Source organism: Priestia sp. JNUCC 25, assembly GCF_053667915.1.
In genome coordinates this window covers 118,350-135,185 of the sequence record NZ_JBSJYE010000006.1, presented here as the reverse complement: position 1 = coordinate 135,185, position 16,836 = coordinate 118,350, and the positions used below count along the sequence as shown (strand labels likewise).

Sequence of the window (16,836 nt, the reverse complement as noted above, 5' to 3'; positions counted from 1 at the left end):
GGAAGCTAGAAAAAGACTAACTTATTAGAGTTAATCTTTATTTCGCCCCTCCTTGTCTAAAATTTCTAAAAGCCTATCAACCTTTGAACCTATTTCTAATACTTGATTAACTTTCTCTCCTATTTCCTCAATTACTAAAAAAGTACGTTGGTCAGCTTTCATAACTTCTGTTCTTAAATCATCATTTTCAAGTTGAAGTATGTCATTCGTTTTATCTGCTTCTTCTAACTCTTCCTTCAAACGAGAAATTTCATCTAATAAATATTGCTTTTTTTTATCTTCCATTTTCTCCCCCCTATCATGCTGCATGAAAAATAGGAAAAATTATTATTAAATTTTATACTGTATATGATATATGACCCTAATTAACATAAGACACATTACCGGTAGAAATAACTACAAAGCGTTAGATTTCTTGCTATATTTTTTCATTTAGTAGGGCATTCTCATAGTGATTTATCTCTTTCCATACTTCTTCCTTATCGGTTAATGAATTAAAGTTTAAGTTTTCAAATGCATTTATTAATTTCATTTTTATATTTTCTTTTTCCAATGAGTTTTTATATTCTGAGATGTCATACATAGAATTATGCTTTTTAAAGTTTATTCTTGCTTGGGTTAAAGAATACTCTCCATTGGGGCCTCCCCAAATTTCATCAGCATGAGGGTCATCTTGTCCATCATCTTCCCAATTACATAGGATACAGATTTCGTAATCATCGGCATTCTCTAAAGTCAAATATTCACAACATGGACATGGAACACGGTGCATTAAACTTATCTCTCCCTTTTAAAATACATACTTATGGTAATAATAATAGATTAATATTAACTCTGTATACTCTATACACACGTAGTTACCATAATGTACTTTATCGGTACGGATTATAGATTTATGGTAGAATAATCCTTAAAAGGAGGAATAAAGAAAGTTGAATAATATATTAAATACAAAAAAACTATTTAAAGACATGATGATATGGGAATGCGTATTGTTTATCCCTTCACTTTTACTCATGTCATATTTACCTTTAAATAGCCTATTAGACATGTTTATTAACGTCATTATCTTTATTTTAAGTGTAATAGGGATATTTGCTATCCGTACGTACATAAAAGATCGAAGAATGACTTTTACCGACAAGTAAAAAGAGCACCGATTTAGAGGTGCTCTTTTTTAAAATTTAGTTACCATAATCACCATTACAAGCACATATAAGAAAGGCCATCTAATTTATTGGATGGTCTTTCTTATTACATATTAAATTCTTTTTTTATAATACATAATAGACAATGCATTCCCTATTACTACAGCGCTAAAACATAAACTGAAGGCACTTTGAAATTGAGTATTGGTAAAAGGGGTAGCTACATTCATGATTGTAATAATGGAAAAACCTATAATAAAGAGCATTAAAACTACCGAACTTGATTTTCCTAATATTTCAGCTCCACGCTCGTCTTTTCCTTCAGTATTTCTAAAAGTTGCCCAATAAAAAACAGCCAGCATATCAAGTACTATCGCAAATCCCATCAGCATTTTATTCTCCCTCCGCAAATTCATAATCAAAGACTTCGTAAATGTTCTTACTAAATTGTTTAGCAATTTCAAATGCAAGTATTAGAGATGGATTATATTTATTAGCTTCTAAGGAAGCAATGGTTTGTCTAGAAACACCAACGCGATCTGCTAATTCTTGTTGTGACCATCTCATTTCAGCTCTTAAAACTGGAATTCGATTGGTTAATGCTCCTTTTCGTTGCATCCCAACACCTCAATTTCCTTTTTGTTACATTTAGTGTAATATATTTCATTCATTTTGTAAACTATTTCTTACAAAATGACAAAAAAAGTTTACCTGAAATTTTCAAGAAAATATATATGATATACATTTTCAATTAACATAATGTAATTTTAAGTAAACAAAACCTAAAAAAGGGATATTGTGTTAATGCATAGATGGGTTATTTTTAAAAAAAGAGGGATTATTAAATGAAAAAAGGACTCATAACAGGAATAATTGCACTACTTATCGTACTAGCTATTTCTTATTTTTCGGGAATTTGGAGTTTTGTTTATTACTTATGTGGGGTTATAGGATTAGTATCGATTGTACTTTCTTTAGATTTTTTAATTTATAGTTTAGGTAACAAACGATTATCAACTTCCGACAGAAAAAAACATAAAAATCGTTTAGAGGATTCTAAAAAGTTTATCTCAATTGCTATTCCTAACGTAATAGCAGCATTGATCTATATAATAAACTAATAAAAAACAGCACTATCCAATTTAAATGGGCAGTGCTGCTTTTTATTAGCTATTCCTAACTTTTAGTTAACATAAAATACGTTTCAGGAACCTATTTTGTCACCAGAGGATAAAGAATATCGAGCTCTTTTTTTAAATTGCTTTTTTCATCATCATAATTAACAGGGCAACTATCAGAACTATTCTCTATTGTCACTTCACCGTTCTTTAAAAAATCTTTTAGTTGCAAATAACTGCTTATTGGAAATTCATGCATTTCCCATATATTACGATAACCTAAAATTCCATTATTAATGAGTAATTGATCAGCCTCATTTGTTACTTCCTTAACGAAATCTACAAAAAGACAATTTGTATCTAGAAGAACTTCTCCTTTTGCCTTACCTGTTTCATAAGTTTCTTCATACAAAGTAATTTTAATAGATAACTCGTGACTATTTTTACGAACAAACGTCCATTCTATTTCGCTTGGTTCTTCATTCCAAATTACCGTTTCATCCTCTTCTTCATGTATTAATAACGAGACAAGGCTTCTTAATAGATCTCCAAAAGCATCTGTTAAATAGCTTGGAGTAAATTCCAATTTATTCGAATCAACCTCAATAAGGACCTTAGCCCAACCATAACTTTTTAAATAATAATTAAACTTCATACCTTAACTCATTCTCCTATATGTAAATTCTACTATTTATTATATCAAAATGACTCTAAGATCAAGGACTACATGCTCTCCGAATTTAATTAACATAATCCATATTTTCGGTAGTAAATAAAAATAAAGTGTTTATTTACTAAAAATGCTATTATATATAAATTAAGAAATTTAATAGGAGATTATATTATGTTTAAAAAAATCATATCAGTGCTGATTTCTTCTCTATGTGGTAGTTTAGTAGTTGCTGTAGGAGCCCTTGATACTTCTTCATATGGACAACTCACTTTTAGTAATTTGATAGCTGGGTTAGTTCTTGGATTAATGTATGTTGTTCCGGTCGTTATTGTTTTAGGCATCCCCTCATCTATTTTGATTGATATTGTAATTAAAAATAGAGATAAGAAATATAAACAATTAATTGAAATAGCACTATACATTATTTTTGGAATAATAGGTGCAACCATAGTTTCACTTATTATCTCATTAGATGATGGTACAAACGGTATAAATCTGTTGGCATTCAAACCTATTTGTATTCTCGCTTTAAGTTGTTCTGTTCCCTTCGGGATTTGTTCGATTTTATGGAACTATAGATTAAAAAAGAGTTCTTTACAGTAGATAAACAGTATCCATATTCTCGGTAGTAAATAGAAATAGAATGTTTATTTACTTAAGGCCCTAATATAAATAACAAAACTCTATTGGGAGACTACATTTATGAAAACAAAGATTATACCGGTGATTATTTCATCCATCTGCGGTAGTTTAGGTTTTTCAACTTTATTCCTGGAAGGCCGATATATAGATTTTACTGATTTTATTGACCAATTCGTGACTGGATTGATCCTTATTCCATTTGTTATAGTATTTGGTCTTACATTTTCTATAATGATTGACACGATTATAAGAGATACAAAGAAGTATAAAGCTTTATTTGAATTCCTACTGTACGTCCTTTCTGGAGTTGTAGGGACTTCAATCATTTTATTAATATTTTCGCTAGGTGATGGTATAAGCATTTTCCTAGAATTTAAACCATTTCTTATTCTTGCCCTAAGTTGCTCAGTCCCCTTTGGAATCAGCTCAATTATATTGAAATATGTATTTAAAACGGTTCCTTCTCACTAAAAACAGTTTGTATGCGCTATACATCTTTAGTTAACATAATCACTCTTTCCGGTACACACCAAAAAAGAGAACCCTCTTGGGAAAAGGGTTCTCCATGGGGCCTTGTTTCTTCTTTATGCAGCTTTTTATACATCCTTGATTTATCAACGTTTCTTCAGTAGGTGAGTCATGAAAAAATGAATAAAAAGCGCACCTTTTATTCATATGCTAGTACACCTAAAAAATATTCTTTATGGCAAAAATGTGCTACTATTTACTTACGGTTATATTTTGGTACTTTATAATTGTGATTCCTAAAACAAAGCAACCTCACTCCAATGACCTCGGAATGAGGTTGCTTTTACTTTTGGTATATTAGGAACAAAACTAATCAGTTGAAGTAATCTTTTCTAATTCATTCAACAATTGATCGACTAATTGACTGATTAGAAGTGTATTATGGCTTGTAAATCCTTCTTCCAATCCCACTTTAATCATAAGTTCTCTCGCTGCCTCCAAATCTACAAGTAAAGCCTTTCTTAAAGTACTGTTATATCTATATCTTTGCAATTATGTAGTCACCTATCCCTCTAACTTGCAAGTCTTTATTTAACAATAACTGGATTTTTACCGTATAACAATAATTGTTCTTGTAAAATCAAATTAAGAGCGTAGAATGCCGGTTTTAGGGATTAAAAGGTTAAGTTTTTATACTTAATACATATTTTGATTCATGAATTTTTTAGATACCAATAACGCACTCCCAGTTCAAACAGAACCATTAAAATAAAGAGCTGATGGATGCTTATTCTGGATTTCTCCATTAGGTTTGCATGTCTTTTTTCAGTTTATTTAAATCTTTTTTTGTTTTCTTGACTAATGTTTTAAATTTTTCATTAATCTTCCTTTTGTTTTTTCAAGAAAACAACAGTTAGAAGTAAAAGGGGGATCATTACTTGAAAAGGAAGATGAAGGATAAATGGTACTATCATCTGACCTTCATAGAATTGCTCTTGATAATTGCTCGCGATTGTCATTGATAAAAATAGAATGACTAATCCCAATGGATAAGTCATTCGGGAAGGGGATTTGATCCTAAATAAGTTCGTCATTCCACTTACAACGGCATAAAAAAACACGTTTATCTTAACAAAGCTAGTAATAATCAAAGCAAACATAAAGAAAACATCAAGACGTTCGAGAAAGTCAGCTACCTGAATGCTTTGTACGGTGCTGAGAAGTGGGAACTGTGAACGTTCAGTAAGACTAACACCAAGTACACTAATATTAATGAGCATGATAATAGCTAGGTTGATTCCACTTAGTCCAAGCGCACATAATCCAGTAATCTTTGCTTTTTTTGAATGAGTCAAATAGGGAAAAATCATGGTAAATACAATTACTTGTCCAAATGGATAATATAAGGTTTTAGTAAAGGCAACTTTTAGAACGGGTAACATGCCTTTTTCTAGTACTGGTTGTAAGTTCGTCACATGGATTAACCCAGAAACAATAATAAGAATAAAACCAGTGACGGCAAGGATGTACATAAAAATAAAAAAAAGCTCTCCTGATCTGGATATTACCTCGATTCCTTTACGAACTGTATAAATAATGACAAGCATTAATAGCGCATTTGCAATGAATAAAGGCGTGTCAGGATAGGCAAAGGTTAACAACAACTCACCAAAATCACGTAAAATCCTTGCGGCAAAATAGGCAAAGTAAAGGATATAAAGAAAAGCAAGAATCCTTCCAATAAATTTCCCCAAGATCTCTTGCGTGTATTGTGTAAGCAAGAGATCAGGATAATACAAATAAAGTCGGTGATAGACGAAAAATAGAAGAAAACTAATTACCATTCCAACTAGAATAGCAAGCCAAGCATCTTGTTTTGCTCCCATTCCCATAGGGAGCAAAATGGAAGTGCCAAGTTCAAACATAACCATTAAGATAAACAGTTGACCTGCACTGATTTTTGCTTTCTCCATTTAACTGGCACCTCCTTTTTCTTACTTTTGATTCTCTTTTACCCCTGAAAGAAACGATTTATTTCGTAAGCCAGCGCGACGTACATAGGCTTCCACTGTAATATCTACATCTAACTTTGGAAAGTACACACCATTCCATTCCATTTTTAATTTCTTAAATTGATTTGGTCTAGTACGATGAACTACTTCGCCAAACCCCAAAATATCCGTTTTGTTTTTTTGCGCACGTTCAATAGCTTTCTTCAGCTCTTTTTTAATTTCTTTCTTCACGGATTGTTCGATTTTTGTAATGACCTTTGGATTGGTGATATCCACAGGTACGTCCATTTCACTAATATCTCCTTCAACACGCGTATGAACAGAAATATGAGGTTGCCCATTTTTCACTTGGGCGGACACGCTTGTTTTTTGGCGCACAGTTTGATAAGCGATAGCCTCTTTTTTCCCTTCCCAATCAATATTAATATCCGTGCCTTGGATTTTATCGAGAATCCATACCGTTCCTCTTGCTGGTTTTCCATAAAGCCAATCTACTAACTTTCCTTTTTTTAAAACGGCGATTCCAGAAGCATGAAGCGTTGCTTCTGGCGCACTCTCTTGAAGGTTATCTAACATTCGTGCTTGTTTATGATTCCCAACTAGACGAAATCCACTTACGACGGTTCCACCCCCAGGAGATTCGAGTCCCATCATTATGTCTTGGAGTGATACTTTTACGTTCTCTCCCCATTTTCTTTCTGTGAATTCTAAGGTTTTCAGCACTTTATTCGCTGGAATTTTATCAACTGGCGTTAATGTTTTGACGAGATCTGCGGCAGTGGAATGATTTGCAATCACGACGCCTGCGGTGGTCCGAAATTCTGGATCCCGATCAAACGCATCAATTAATAGATTAAGCCCTTCTTCTTTGGCTAGCTTTTCCCCAACCACGACCAAGTTTGTGTGAGCATAATACAATCTCCGCGAAATTCTGCTGGAGGCTCGTCTACTTGCTTCGACTAGATTGTCTCCCGAAGCTGAATAGATCGTAATAGGTGGACTTTGTGCACCACCACCTCCTCCTTGCATACCTCCTGCCACATTCCCTGGATTAATAATTTGGAACGTTAGATGATATTTCCCACCTTTAGTTTTGTCGACACCCATTGCTGATACAATGGCCAGGTCAGTTAACTCCTTTTTACTCCAACAACTGGAGAGCAAGACCATCATCGTCATCAGCAGTAAAAGAAAAGCCCCTTTACGTTTCATTATTGTCACCTTCTTCGCTGTCTTGGTTTGGACGCATAAAAAATGAATCCTGTATATGTTCTACTGTATAATCCGTATATTAATTTGTAGTATCATGGTGGCAGTTCTTTATTATGTTTTGATTTTCAAAGGATAAAGACATAGTTTCAGCACTTTCTTATCTTTGGATATTTTAACCATATATCGAATTTTTATGTGAAAGAGAAGTAGAGGATGGTTGAGATAATATAGTATGAAATAGATAAAAAAAGCCCATCAACCTAGGAGTCAGTCCCCTAAGTGGATGGGCTTTATCTTTCCTTTATGAATTGTTAAACTAACTAACACGTTTTTTAGTTTTTGGTTTAGCTTTGATTAGTAGAGAAGATAAAAATTCATAAATAATTGTGAATACCAGGGGTTATTTACGTTCTTTCAATCTATATGTAATTTGACTTAAATGTAATTAATTATAGGTTAGAAATGTGTCATTCAAAATTATGTATATTTTCCTTGTTCGTAAGCGTATACCTTTACGGACTTTGCTTTTAGGTATAATATCTATCATTTTTATCGTTTGTTTAAGTTTAAAATTAAATTACGAACGTCTCTTTTGGATTATACACTTTTACGAACGTTTTCTAGTAGAATAAACGGAGATAGATCTGAAGGCGAGAACATTTGCTAAAGCATTAGAGGGGCTTTGCTTAGAAGCACTGAAGCTAAATAAATTAGTATTTGCGGCTGGTGATTAATATAAGATTAAAGCTAGAATTGATGTTGTAGTTCCATTGTTTGGTTAACATGAATTAATAAATTCAAAGGGGAAAATGTCTTGAAAAAAACATTTCTAAATAAAAATAACACCCTTATAGGACTAGGATATGAGTTTCTAGTAGTTTGTCCACATTGTGCCTCTTGTGCAAAAGTCATAGCTTTAGATAATCCGAGTCCCTATGTTGCTAACGTCAGAAGAAGGTTTGTTTGTACTGCTTGCGGAGCAACAAAAGACAAAGTTACAAAAGCAAACGGTTACGGAGAAGCACGGGTCTCATATGAACCTAAAGCTAACTATGAAGTAATTTTAACTGGGGACCCCTGTGACTGGTATTTTAAACTTCCACTCTACTTGCAGATTGAATGTAGTGGAAACGTCTTATGGGCATTAAACTTAGAGCATTTAAGTTATATGGAAAGCTATATAGAAGCTGAAATTAGGGAATCACATCCCTATTATTTAAGTGTTGAGAGTCGACTTCCAAAGTGGATGAAGCTTGCTAAAAACAGGAATGAAGTATTAAAAGCTATTCAGAAACTAAAGAGGAGATTAAACGGAAAAAACGAGTAAGTGCTACTTTTTTTGCACCCTATGATAAAGCGATAAAACCCTATATACGAATTGCTACAGGTGAGTATAAGAGTTAGTTTTAGACAGAAGAGAAATTGATGCTTCTTGGGCTATACTCAGCAGTAGGGCTCACGAGGTTGTTCATAATCACCAATGGATAGAAGATAAAGAATTCTGCAACTGAAAGTAACTTCTAAATAGTCTAAGTATGGGAAGTGAAGACTTTGTATCAAACGATAAAAATTAATAATTGGATCTTAGAGGTGGATGTTGAAGAAACAAAAAAACAGTATTTGAAGAAGTGGGATTTGTGCGATTGTCTATATTGTCTAAACTTCTATGAAGCTATGAAGTCACGATCAGAGATAGAGCTTCAGTTTTTTAACAGACTAGGTATTAATCCTTCTCATTGTAATCACTTATCACATTTTGATCCTCAAGAAACTGGACTACACTTCTATATTGGTTGCTATCATATGGTAGGTAAGGTATCTGACAAAACGTCTCTAGAAATTATAAATGCAGATGATGCAGTTGAAATAAGCAATAACCTACATATTAGCTTTTCCAACAATTTAGAATTTGTCCCTGACGGATTTACTAGACCTGTACTGCAACTTAATTTTGAAATAGAAGTTCCTTGGGTACTTACTGAACAACCCAGTTAGTATTTTTTTATTTTCTGACTACTGCCTTAATATATATTTTCAAAATACTAAAGGAACTGTTGAGAAGTGGCGAGCAAGCATTAAAGCAAAAGATCAAACTCTGGTGATAAGGAGTTTGATCTTTTTATTTATGTCTTTTGAAACCAAAACTCACCATAGAAGCTGTTACTAACGAGATAACAGCAGCAATAACAATCTTTATGTAAGAAAGTTCTAAAGCCCACGGCCCATATTTATCTGGATTCAAACGATACATAGACCACCACTGTCCATTTTCACCTTTAAAGAGCGATACGAAAATCCATAAAAGAACTAAGAACAAAAACCATACAAAAAAGATAATATAGTTCGAAACTTTCCTATTCACTGGTCATCCCTCCCCCTCTCAATTCATACCCAACGTTCTTCTCTCTTATTATAGTAACAATAATCGGGAAAAGATTCCATTGAATAAAGAACGTTTGTTCGTATATAATAAAGAACAAACGTTCTTTATTCAGGAGTACTTCCAATGAACTATGAGCAGCTACCAAGCAGAGTCATTATTTGTATAGACATGAAAAGCTTTTTCGCTTCAGTTTCATCTGTCATACGGGGTTTAAATCCGTTGAAAACAAAGCTTGCTGTTGTAGGAGATATCAAACGGTCGGGATCTGTTGTGTTAGCTGCCACACCCTTATTAAAGAAAGAAGGAATCAAAACCGGAAGTCGTCTTTTCGACATTCCTAAAAGGAAAGATATCCATGTGGTGAATCCATCCATGGAGAGATATATCAAGGCTTCGAACTATATTTCTAGTTTGGTGTTACAGTATGTGGCTCCTGAAGACTTTCATGCCTATAGCATTGATGAGTTGTTTATTGATGCGACAGCTTCTTTGCATTTATTCGCTCAAACACCAGAAGAACTGGCCCATAAAATCATCAACGAGATTTATCGCAAGACACGGCTGACAGCTACTGCAGGTATCGGTCCTAATCTCTTACTGGCGAAGGTGAGCTTAGATCATGAAGCCAAGAATAGCCCAACAGGAGTTGCCTATTGGCGATATAAGGATATTCCCTTTAAGTTGTGGTCCATTCATCCGATGAAGGATTTCTGGGGGATCTCGTCTGCTACGGAAAGGCGCTTGAATCGTTTGGGGATTCATTCCATAAAAGAACTCGCTCTGTCTTCTGTAGAGATATTACGTAACGAATTTGGTGTCCTGGGGGAAGAAATACACCAACATGCGAATGGGATTGATTACAGCCGCATTTCCGATGTGTACATTCCTAGCTCTCGTTCCTTTGGAAAAAGTCAGATACTCTTTCGCGATTATACAAACCGGAAAGAAGTGGAGTTATTGCTGTTAGAGCTATTGGATGATGTTTGTTTTCGCTTACGGATGCATCAGGTCGTCGCACAAACCATTCATTTATCCATTGGCTACAGCAAACAAACAGGCGGCGGCTTCTCAAGACAAAAGAAAATGGGAAGAGCTTCGAACTTAAGCCAAGATATCTTTCCGTACTGTTTAACCATTTTACATACCTTTGATAGTGGCATGCCGATTCGCTCCATTGGCATTTCATTATCCAACACTAGTATTCAAGAAGAGGAGCAAATGAGCTTATTTGAGGACATTGACCAGCGTGAAAGAGCCCATGCTCTTGCTAAAACGATTGATGACATTCGTCTGCGTTATGGCAAGAATAGTGTACTACGTGCGTCTAGTCACCTTCCTCATTCAACAGCTCGTTATCGAAATGGCCTTATGGGTGGCCATAAAGCCTAAGGAGGAAAAAGAGATGGAACCTAGAGGAATGAAAAAATGGCGTCCATTCGCCACTATGCCAGAGCAATACATAGGATTAAAGGAAGTTATAAACAAGCAACTAGAGGTAGATCAACCTCTTTTAACCGAAGAGCAAATGGAACAAATCAATTTTACATTGATTGAAGCCTTACATACAAATAAACAAGTATATCTTACATATTATAAGAACGGGCAACGTATAACCGAAACAGGATTCATACAATTTGTTGATTCCCTGGGGAATTTGTTTGTTTTTATCGATGAAGTGTTTGAATTAAAGAACAAAATGAGGCTAAGTGAACTAATTGATGTTCGATTCGTTTAAAATTAAATGTAGTTTCATTATTTTAAGTTAAGTAAGAGTTCTCAGTGGCATCCAAATAATATTTAACTTAAGGAGGAGTTATATTGGCACGTGTTTTATTTATTAATGGTGGATCAGAAGGACATGTCAATCCAACCATTGGAGTTGTACAGGAGCTTATTTTGCGTGGAGAAGAGGTCGTATACTTTTCAATAGAAGAGTTTCGAGAACGTATTGAAAAGACGGGAGCTGATGTGAGAACATTTGACGGTCAAAAATTTTTAAAAGCTTTCATCTCAGGGGGAAGAAATTATTTGCTCGAAAGAATTAACGGCCTTTTACATACAGCAGAGATCGTTATACCTAGCGTTCTTGAACAGATACAGGGAGAACATTTTGATTACATCATTCACGACTCTATGTTTGGGTGCGGGCGTTTACTTTCTCAAATTCTAAACCTCCCGGCCATTAACTCATGCACATCTTTTGCTCAAAACGAACTATCATTTAAAAGAATGTACGAACACCTTTCGCAAAGTATTCCACCGGAACATGCTAACAGAATAAATAGTGAATTCCAAAGCTTAACAAGAAAGATTAAAGAGAAATATGGAGTTGAAATCACTTCTCCTTACGAAGTTTTTTGTAATCCTGCACCACTTACTATTGTATATACAACGAGGAAATTTCAGCCTTCTGGAGAAATGTTTGATCAAACATACAAATTCGTAGGACCATCTATTGCTACAATGGAACCACAAGGAAGCTTCGATTTTTCTGTATTAAAAGGAAAAAACGTTATTTACATTTCATTAGGTACTGTTTTTAATCAAGAGATTGATTTCTATAAACTTTGCTTTAAAGCTTTTGAGAACACTGACTATACCGTCGTTATGTCTATTGGTGGAAAAACTCAACTATCTGATTTAGGGGAAATACCTAAAAACTTTATTGTGAAAAATTACGTTCCACAAACTGACGTGCTAAAGCACACGAAATTATTTATCACACATGGTGGAATGAATAGCACCAATGAAGGTTTCTATTATGGGGTTCCACTTATTGTAATCCCACAAAGCGCAGATCAGCCGGTAATTGCTCAACAAGTTGAGCATCTTGGAGTTGGAATGAAGTTGCAAATGCAAAATTTAACTGTAAATCAACTATGTGAAACCGTGATTCATGTGTTAGAACATTCCACCTTTCAGAAGGCTCTTACAGATATAAGAGAATCTTTTCAAAAATCAGGGGGATACCGTCAAGCTGTAGATGAGATTTTCAAATTTAAAAGTCAATTTAATATTTAAATAGAGATTATGTAAGAAAGAAGTATTAAAATTCATTCAAAAATTAAAGGGAAAGTAGAAGGAAAATTAAAAAGGGGTGCTCATTGATGACAAATAATAGACTGAATCCTAAGGTTGATGAATTTTTAGATAGAGCTAAAAAGTGGAAGGAAGAATATGAGGCGTTGAGGAAGATTGTTCTTGAATGTGAGTTGGCTGAGGAATTCAAATGGATGAATCCTTGTTACACGTTCGAGAAAAAGAATATTGTTTTAATACATGGTTTTAAAGAATATTGTGCGCTTCTGTTTCCTAAAGGTGCTTTGTTACAGGATTCTCATAGCGTCCTAATCCAACAAACAGAGAATGTACAAGGAGCTCGCCAGATTCGGTTTACCAATGTGCAAGAAATAGTTGAAAAGGAAGACATCTTGAAAGCTTATATTTATGAAGCCATTGAAGTTGAAAAAAACGGTTTGAAGGTGGAAGCTAAAAAGCCTGAAGAAATGGTCATCCCTGAAGAACTTCAACATAAATTCGATGAAACACCTGCTTTAAAAACGGCTTTTGAAGCATTGACTCCAGGACGACAAAGAGCATATATTCTTTATTTTTCTACAGCTAAACAATCTAAAACCAGAGAGGCAAGAATTGAGAAATACATGGAGAACATCCTTAACGGAAAAGGGTTAAATGATTAGTAGGTTGTATTTAAAACATAGCCAATATAAAGAAGCCACTTGTATAAAACAAGTGGCTCTTTGCTACGTTGAATACATTAAATGATTCACGTATTATTCCCAACACTATTATAACATAACCTATATGTTTAATATATCTTTGTTTTAATGCTAATGACAGCAAATGAAACCATCACATATCCACCTGCTACTGCATTTTGATACGCTGGATGACACATGACTAATCTTGATGAGGAATATGTATAGCCTCTACCTCATATTAAAGATTCTGTTCACATTTAAAGATAAGAAAATCATATGTTGTAAAATATGAAGATAGAAAAAAGATTACCTATTAGATGATAAGGTAATCTTTTTTATCCATTTTATTAATGTCGAAGATTATTAATTTCTTCTTGTGATAGCCCTGTAAGGTCACTTATCGTTTTATTGTCTATCCCTTTTTGAATCATCCCACGGGCCATCGTTTTAATGGTTTCTTTCCTACCTTCTTCTCTTCCTTCAGCTCTTCCTCTTTTCTCTCCAAGGTTTTCAGCTCTTCTCAAGGCAGATTTTTCATCCAATAAAGCCTTTTTTCTTGCTTCATAAGCAAGTAAAACCTCAGGATCTTGACTGACACGTTCCCATTCATCTATTGCTTTTTTCAATACTTGATCTTCTTGCATCGCAATCTCCTCCAATATTTGAGTGATTTCTTCATCTTCCGATGCTTCAAGTAATAATAACCACCGTACTAATTGATCTTCCCTTGGATCAACTTCTTTTTTACGCCATTTTATAAGTAGTTTGGGAAGTTCCATAAAATGGATCTCTAACATGTCCGTTAGTAACAACTTTTCTTCACGCTCATATAATTGAAACACTGAATGATAATGGTTGATATGAGATAAATAACGGAAGTTGACAATGTTAATGGTAATAGTTTGGCATAGTTCCCCGTAGTCCATTCCTTCCTTCATTTGACTACTATACATTTTAGACCAATAGTAAAGCGTTCTTTTTTCCATATCATGTTTATTATTAAGTTGAATTTCAATATTTATACGAGTTCCGTCTTCTAGTCGAGCATGAACATCAAGAATAGAGCGTTTATCTTCCTGATTTTCTTTATTAAAATGTGGATCTAATAAATGAACCGTTGTAATTTTCTTTTCTTCTGGTAAACGTAGAGCTGCATTTAAAAACGCGGCTAAGATAGACTCATTTCCATGCGTTCCAAAAAGAGATTTAAAGGCAAAATCGACACGTAAGTCTAATCGTTTTGTCATTATATCCTCCATCAGTTATTCTTTTCTCTTAGTATAACACGAGTTATACTTTTTCTTCTTCAGAATATGTTTCATTCATTACGAAGATAATTTTTAAAAAAAAACATTCAACACCTTAATTGAAAAATCTTAATCATTACTAAAACTATAAAGGTAATGGAATCTATATAAATCAAATAACTATATGAACTTTATGTTTATACCGATATTAATATAAAAAGTTAATTATTAATGCTCTAATGAATGGTATTATAAGGTAGTTAAAATAAACTGTCTTGGAGGATGAAGAACCTCAATGAACCTATCTCAGCTGGAAAAGGAGATTAAGACTTTACAAAAAATCATCTATAGCTTAGCAAAGGACAATCACGAATATTGTGATGGAGACATCCTTAAACTAAGTCAAGAACTAGATAAGAAAATTTTCATTTATCAAAAAATGATAAATTCCATTGACTAATATATAGCTAGATATCAAACTAGTCATAAAGTAATATCCCGTGAGAGAGTGGATTAATGTTTAAAACTGTACTTTATAAGAAGTGTATTCGGATATATAAATTTGGGAGGCATCAACTTTGGAAACTACAGAAAAGTATATAATACAATCACATGAAAGATGTGAAACATTATATCATTTAAACCCTAAAGATATACCAATTCCCAAAGTGTGTTTAATAAGAAAAGAATTACAACGACAAAATTCTAAATATGAAAGTATTCTCCAAGTAACAAGGTATTTCATGGAGAAAATTTTAGAATATTCAAAAGGAATCCCTACATTAGTGGTAGTTTCTAATGAAAATGGATTTATCCTAGACATGTATGGAGATAAAACTATTCAACAAATGGTTGATAGCCTAGGAATAACACCCGGGGTGCGATTTGATGAGAGAGATGTTGGAACTAATTCTATTTCATTAGCCCTTCAGTTAAAAAAACCTGTTGAGATTATTGGTAAAAACCATTTTCAAGAAGTACTACATAGCGCAGCATGTTTTTCTGCACCTTTTTATTATTCTCCTTCTCAAGTATTAAGTGGTACTATCTCTTTAATGACGACTATTGATTATGCTAGCTCTTTACATTTAGGGCTTTTATCTTCAGCTATTGATTCAATCGAACGCGAATTAAAGCTCCAAGAACAAAATTATAAGTTAGATTTATTAAATCAAATACTTATGCATTCAACTCAAGATGGTATTTTGATTACAGATACAAAAGGGAAAATAAGAAGTTTTAATGAGGCTGCAAAGAATTTATTTGAAGCCCAAGAGAATTTCGCAGGTTATTTTGAAAACAAACAAGTGGAGATAGTGGAGAAATATATTGACTCTGTTCTTCAAACTAAAAAACCTCTTAAAAATATCGAAGTTGATATAGATAATGAACATAAAGAAAACTTAATTAGATGCCTGGTAGATGTTTTACCTTTATTTGATAGTTATCAAAAGTTAAATGGGGCTTTTCTACAGTTTAGAGATATGAGTGAATTTTATAAACTACAGGAGCAAGTTATTGCATCGGAAAAGCTATCTACCCTAGGGATACTGGGAACTGGCTTTGCACATGAAATTAAAAATCCTCTAACAGCTATTATTGGTTTAATTCAACTCTTACAAAAGCCAGATATAGACCTCAATACTCAAGAAAATTATTTGAACATTATATCTAAAGAATTGGAAAGAATAAAGGATTTAACTAATCAATTTGCTTCACTAGGGAAGCCTACGTTATTTAAACGAAAGTCATGTGATATTGATGTATTAATAAAAAATACAGTTGCCCTTGTAAAAAGTCATGCTCTATTACATAATATTGAAATTAAATATAAAAATAAGAAAAATTCGTTAAAAACTGAAGTGGATGAATCACAAATTAAACAAGTGCTGATTAATCTACTTCAAAATGCTATTGATGCAATGCAAGATGGTGGAGAAATAACAGTATCTCTAGATTTTAACGAAGAAACAGAACAAATAAAAATTGTGGTTCGAGATAATGGAGTTGGAATGACCGCAAAAGAGCTAGAAAGCATATCTAAGCCCTTTTTTTCTACAAAAGAAAGAGGAATAGGGCTTGGTTTACATATTTCTTATCAAATTATTGAATCCCATGGAGGAAAAATAAGGGTTAACTCTATAAAAGATAAGGGTTCAACTTTTACGCTTTATTTACCAGCTTACTCTCAACAGGAAGGTATATGACTAA

22 protein-coding genes are annotated in these 16,836 nt (G+C 33.5%); 12 read left to right on the top strand and 10 right to left on the bottom strand.

Annotation, left to right across the window (positions count from 1 at the left end; genetic code table 11):
• Positions 1–30: 30 nt before the first annotated feature.
• Together JNUCC25_RS28670 and JNUCC25_RS28665 are read right to left on the bottom strand one after the other, a co-directional pair.
• A complete protein-coding gene (locus JNUCC25_RS28670) occupies positions 31–285 on the bottom strand; it encodes a hypothetical protein (protein ID WP_454223488.1) in 255 nt (84 codons plus the stop codon).
• A 133-nt stretch (positions 286–418) separates the two neighbouring features.
• A complete protein-coding gene (locus tag JNUCC25_RS28665; protein ID WP_387540636.1) occupies positions 419–772 on the bottom strand; it encodes a CPCC family cysteine-rich protein in 354 nt (117 codons plus the stop codon).
• A 160-nt stretch (positions 773–932) separates the two neighbouring features.
• Here JNUCC25_RS28665 and JNUCC25_RS28660 point away from each other — a divergent pair, with 160 nt between their 5' ends.
• Complete coding sequence (locus JNUCC25_RS28660; protein ID WP_200508979.1) at positions 933–1,148, top strand: DUF6007 family protein; 216 nt, start codon at positions 933–935, stop codon at positions 1,146–1,148.
• 113 nt (positions 1,149–1,261) lie between these two features.
• Here the strand turns inward: JNUCC25_RS28660 and JNUCC25_RS28655 are convergent, their stop codons facing one another.
• Together JNUCC25_RS28655 and JNUCC25_RS28650 are read right to left on the bottom strand one after the other, a co-directional pair.
• Positions 1,262–1,540 carry a hypothetical protein gene (locus tag JNUCC25_RS28655; protein WP_454223487.1) on the bottom strand — a complete coding sequence of 93 codons (279 nt, stop codon included), beginning with the start codon at positions 1,538–1,540 and terminating at the stop codon, positions 1,262–1,264.
• A gap of 1 nt (position 1,541) precedes the next feature.
• Positions 1,542–1,766 (bottom strand): helix-turn-helix transcriptional regulator, encoded by a 225-nt coding sequence (locus JNUCC25_RS28650; RefSeq protein ID WP_053487896.1) that lies wholly within the window; start codon positions 1,764–1,766, stop codon positions 1,542–1,544.
• A 227-nt stretch (positions 1,767–1,993) separates the two neighbouring features.
• Between JNUCC25_RS28650 and JNUCC25_RS28645 the strand changes: the two genes are divergently transcribed.
• Positions 1,994–2,269: a hypothetical protein gene (locus JNUCC25_RS28645; protein ID WP_454223486.1), complete on the top strand. Its 276-nt coding sequence runs from the start codon at positions 1,994–1,996 to the stop codon at positions 2,267–2,269.
• 91 nt (positions 2,270–2,360) lie between these two features.
• On the opposite strand, the gene JNUCC25_RS28640 is transcribed toward JNUCC25_RS28645, so the two are convergent.
• On the bottom strand, positions 2,361–2,921 hold the full coding sequence (locus JNUCC25_RS28640) for a hypothetical protein (RefSeq protein WP_454223485.1): 561 nt from the start codon (positions 2,919–2,921) through the stop codon (positions 2,361–2,363).
• Between the two features lie 189 nt (positions 2,922–3,110).
• On the opposite strand from JNUCC25_RS28640, the gene JNUCC25_RS28635 reads away from it, so the two are divergent.
• Both JNUCC25_RS28635 and JNUCC25_RS28630 read left to right on the top strand, forming a co-directional pair.
• The gene (locus JNUCC25_RS28635; RefSeq protein WP_328250190.1) at positions 3,111–3,542 is read left to right on the top strand and encodes a hypothetical protein; all 432 of its coding nucleotides are present in this window, start codon (positions 3,111–3,113) and stop codon (positions 3,540–3,542) included.
• Positions 3,543–3,641: 99 nt separating this feature from the next.
• Positions 3,642–4,052, top strand: a complete 411-nt coding sequence (locus JNUCC25_RS28630; protein WP_132019424.1) for a hypothetical protein — start codon at positions 3,642–3,644, stop codon at positions 4,050–4,052.
• A gap of 366 nt (positions 4,053–4,418) precedes the next feature.
• On the opposite strand, the gene JNUCC25_RS28625 is transcribed toward JNUCC25_RS28630, so the two are convergent.
• The 3 genes from JNUCC25_RS28625 to JNUCC25_RS28615 form a co-directional block, all read right to left on the bottom strand.
• The gene (locus JNUCC25_RS28625) at positions 4,419–4,550 is read right to left on the bottom strand and encodes a Spo0E family sporulation regulatory protein-aspartic acid phosphatase (RefSeq protein WP_454223555.1); all 132 of its coding nucleotides are present in this window, start codon (positions 4,548–4,550) and stop codon (positions 4,419–4,421) included.
• Positions 4,551–4,927: 377 nt separating this feature from the next.
• Positions 4,928–6,022, bottom strand: a complete 1,095-nt coding sequence (locus tag JNUCC25_RS28620; RefSeq protein WP_454223484.1) for a GerAB/ArcD/ProY family transporter — start codon at positions 6,020–6,022, stop codon at positions 4,928–4,930.
• A 21-nt stretch (positions 6,023–6,043) separates the two neighbouring features.
• Positions 6,044–7,273 carry a Ger(x)C family spore germination protein gene (locus JNUCC25_RS28615; protein WP_454223483.1) on the bottom strand — a complete coding sequence of 410 codons (1,230 nt, stop codon included), beginning with the start codon at positions 7,271–7,273 and terminating at the stop codon, positions 6,044–6,046.
• 814 nt (positions 7,274–8,087) lie between these two features.
• Here JNUCC25_RS28615 and JNUCC25_RS28610 point away from each other — a divergent pair.
• Complete coding sequence (locus JNUCC25_RS28610) at positions 8,088–8,600, top strand: hypothetical protein (RefSeq protein WP_454223482.1); 513 nt, start codon at positions 8,088–8,090, stop codon at positions 8,598–8,600.
• Positions 8,601–8,824: 224 nt separating this feature from the next.
• The gene (locus JNUCC25_RS28605; protein WP_454223481.1) at positions 8,825–9,268 is read left to right on the top strand and encodes a hypothetical protein; all 444 of its coding nucleotides are present in this window, start codon (positions 8,825–8,827) and stop codon (positions 9,266–9,268) included.
• A gap of 124 nt (positions 9,269–9,392) precedes the next feature.
• On the opposite strand, the gene JNUCC25_RS28600 is transcribed toward JNUCC25_RS28605, so the two are convergent.
• A complete protein-coding gene (locus JNUCC25_RS28600) occupies positions 9,393–9,635 on the bottom strand; it encodes a hypothetical protein (protein WP_454223480.1) in 243 nt (80 codons plus the stop codon).
• Positions 9,636–9,779: 144 nt separating this feature from the next.
• Between JNUCC25_RS28600 and JNUCC25_RS28595 the strand changes: the two genes are divergently transcribed.
• From JNUCC25_RS28595 to JNUCC25_RS28580, 4 genes are all read left to right on the top strand, one after another.
• A complete protein-coding gene (locus tag JNUCC25_RS28595) occupies positions 9,780–11,045 on the top strand; it encodes a Y-family DNA polymerase (RefSeq protein ID WP_454223479.1) in 1,266 nt (421 codons plus the stop codon).
• A gap of 13 nt (positions 11,046–11,058) precedes the next feature.
• Positions 11,059–11,391: a YolD-like family protein gene (locus tag JNUCC25_RS28590; protein ID WP_454223478.1), complete on the top strand. Its 333-nt coding sequence runs from the start codon at positions 11,059–11,061 to the stop codon at positions 11,389–11,391.
• 83 nt (positions 11,392–11,474) lie between these two features.
• Positions 11,475–12,677, top strand: coding sequence for a macrolide family glycosyltransferase (locus JNUCC25_RS28585; protein ID WP_454223477.1), 1,203 nt, complete (start codon positions 11,475–11,477; stop codon positions 12,675–12,677).
• A gap of 86 nt (positions 12,678–12,763) precedes the next feature.
• The gene (locus JNUCC25_RS28580; protein WP_454223476.1) at positions 12,764–13,357 is read left to right on the top strand and encodes a YdeI/OmpD-associated family protein; all 594 of its coding nucleotides are present in this window, start codon (positions 12,764–12,766) and stop codon (positions 13,355–13,357) included.
• A gap of 368 nt (positions 13,358–13,725) precedes the next feature.
• On the opposite strand, the gene JNUCC25_RS28575 is transcribed toward JNUCC25_RS28580, so the two are convergent.
• Positions 13,726–14,625, bottom strand: a complete 900-nt coding sequence (locus tag JNUCC25_RS28575) for an Rpn family recombination-promoting nuclease/putative transposase (protein WP_454223475.1) — start codon at positions 14,623–14,625, stop codon at positions 13,726–13,728.
• A 295-nt stretch (positions 14,626–14,920) separates the two neighbouring features.
• On the opposite strand from JNUCC25_RS28575, the gene JNUCC25_RS28570 reads away from it, so the two are divergent.
• Both JNUCC25_RS28570 and JNUCC25_RS28565 read left to right on the top strand, forming a co-directional pair.
• Entirely contained in the window at positions 14,921–15,085 is a 165-nt protein-coding gene (locus JNUCC25_RS28570) for a Spo0E family sporulation regulatory protein-aspartic acid phosphatase (RefSeq protein WP_454223474.1), read from the top strand.
• Between the two features lie 118 nt (positions 15,086–15,203).
• The gene (locus tag JNUCC25_RS28565; RefSeq protein WP_454223473.1) at positions 15,204–16,832 is read left to right on the top strand and encodes an ATP-binding protein; all 1,629 of its coding nucleotides are present in this window, start codon (positions 15,204–15,206) and stop codon (positions 16,830–16,832) included.
• Positions 16,833–16,836: the final 4 nt, after the last annotated feature.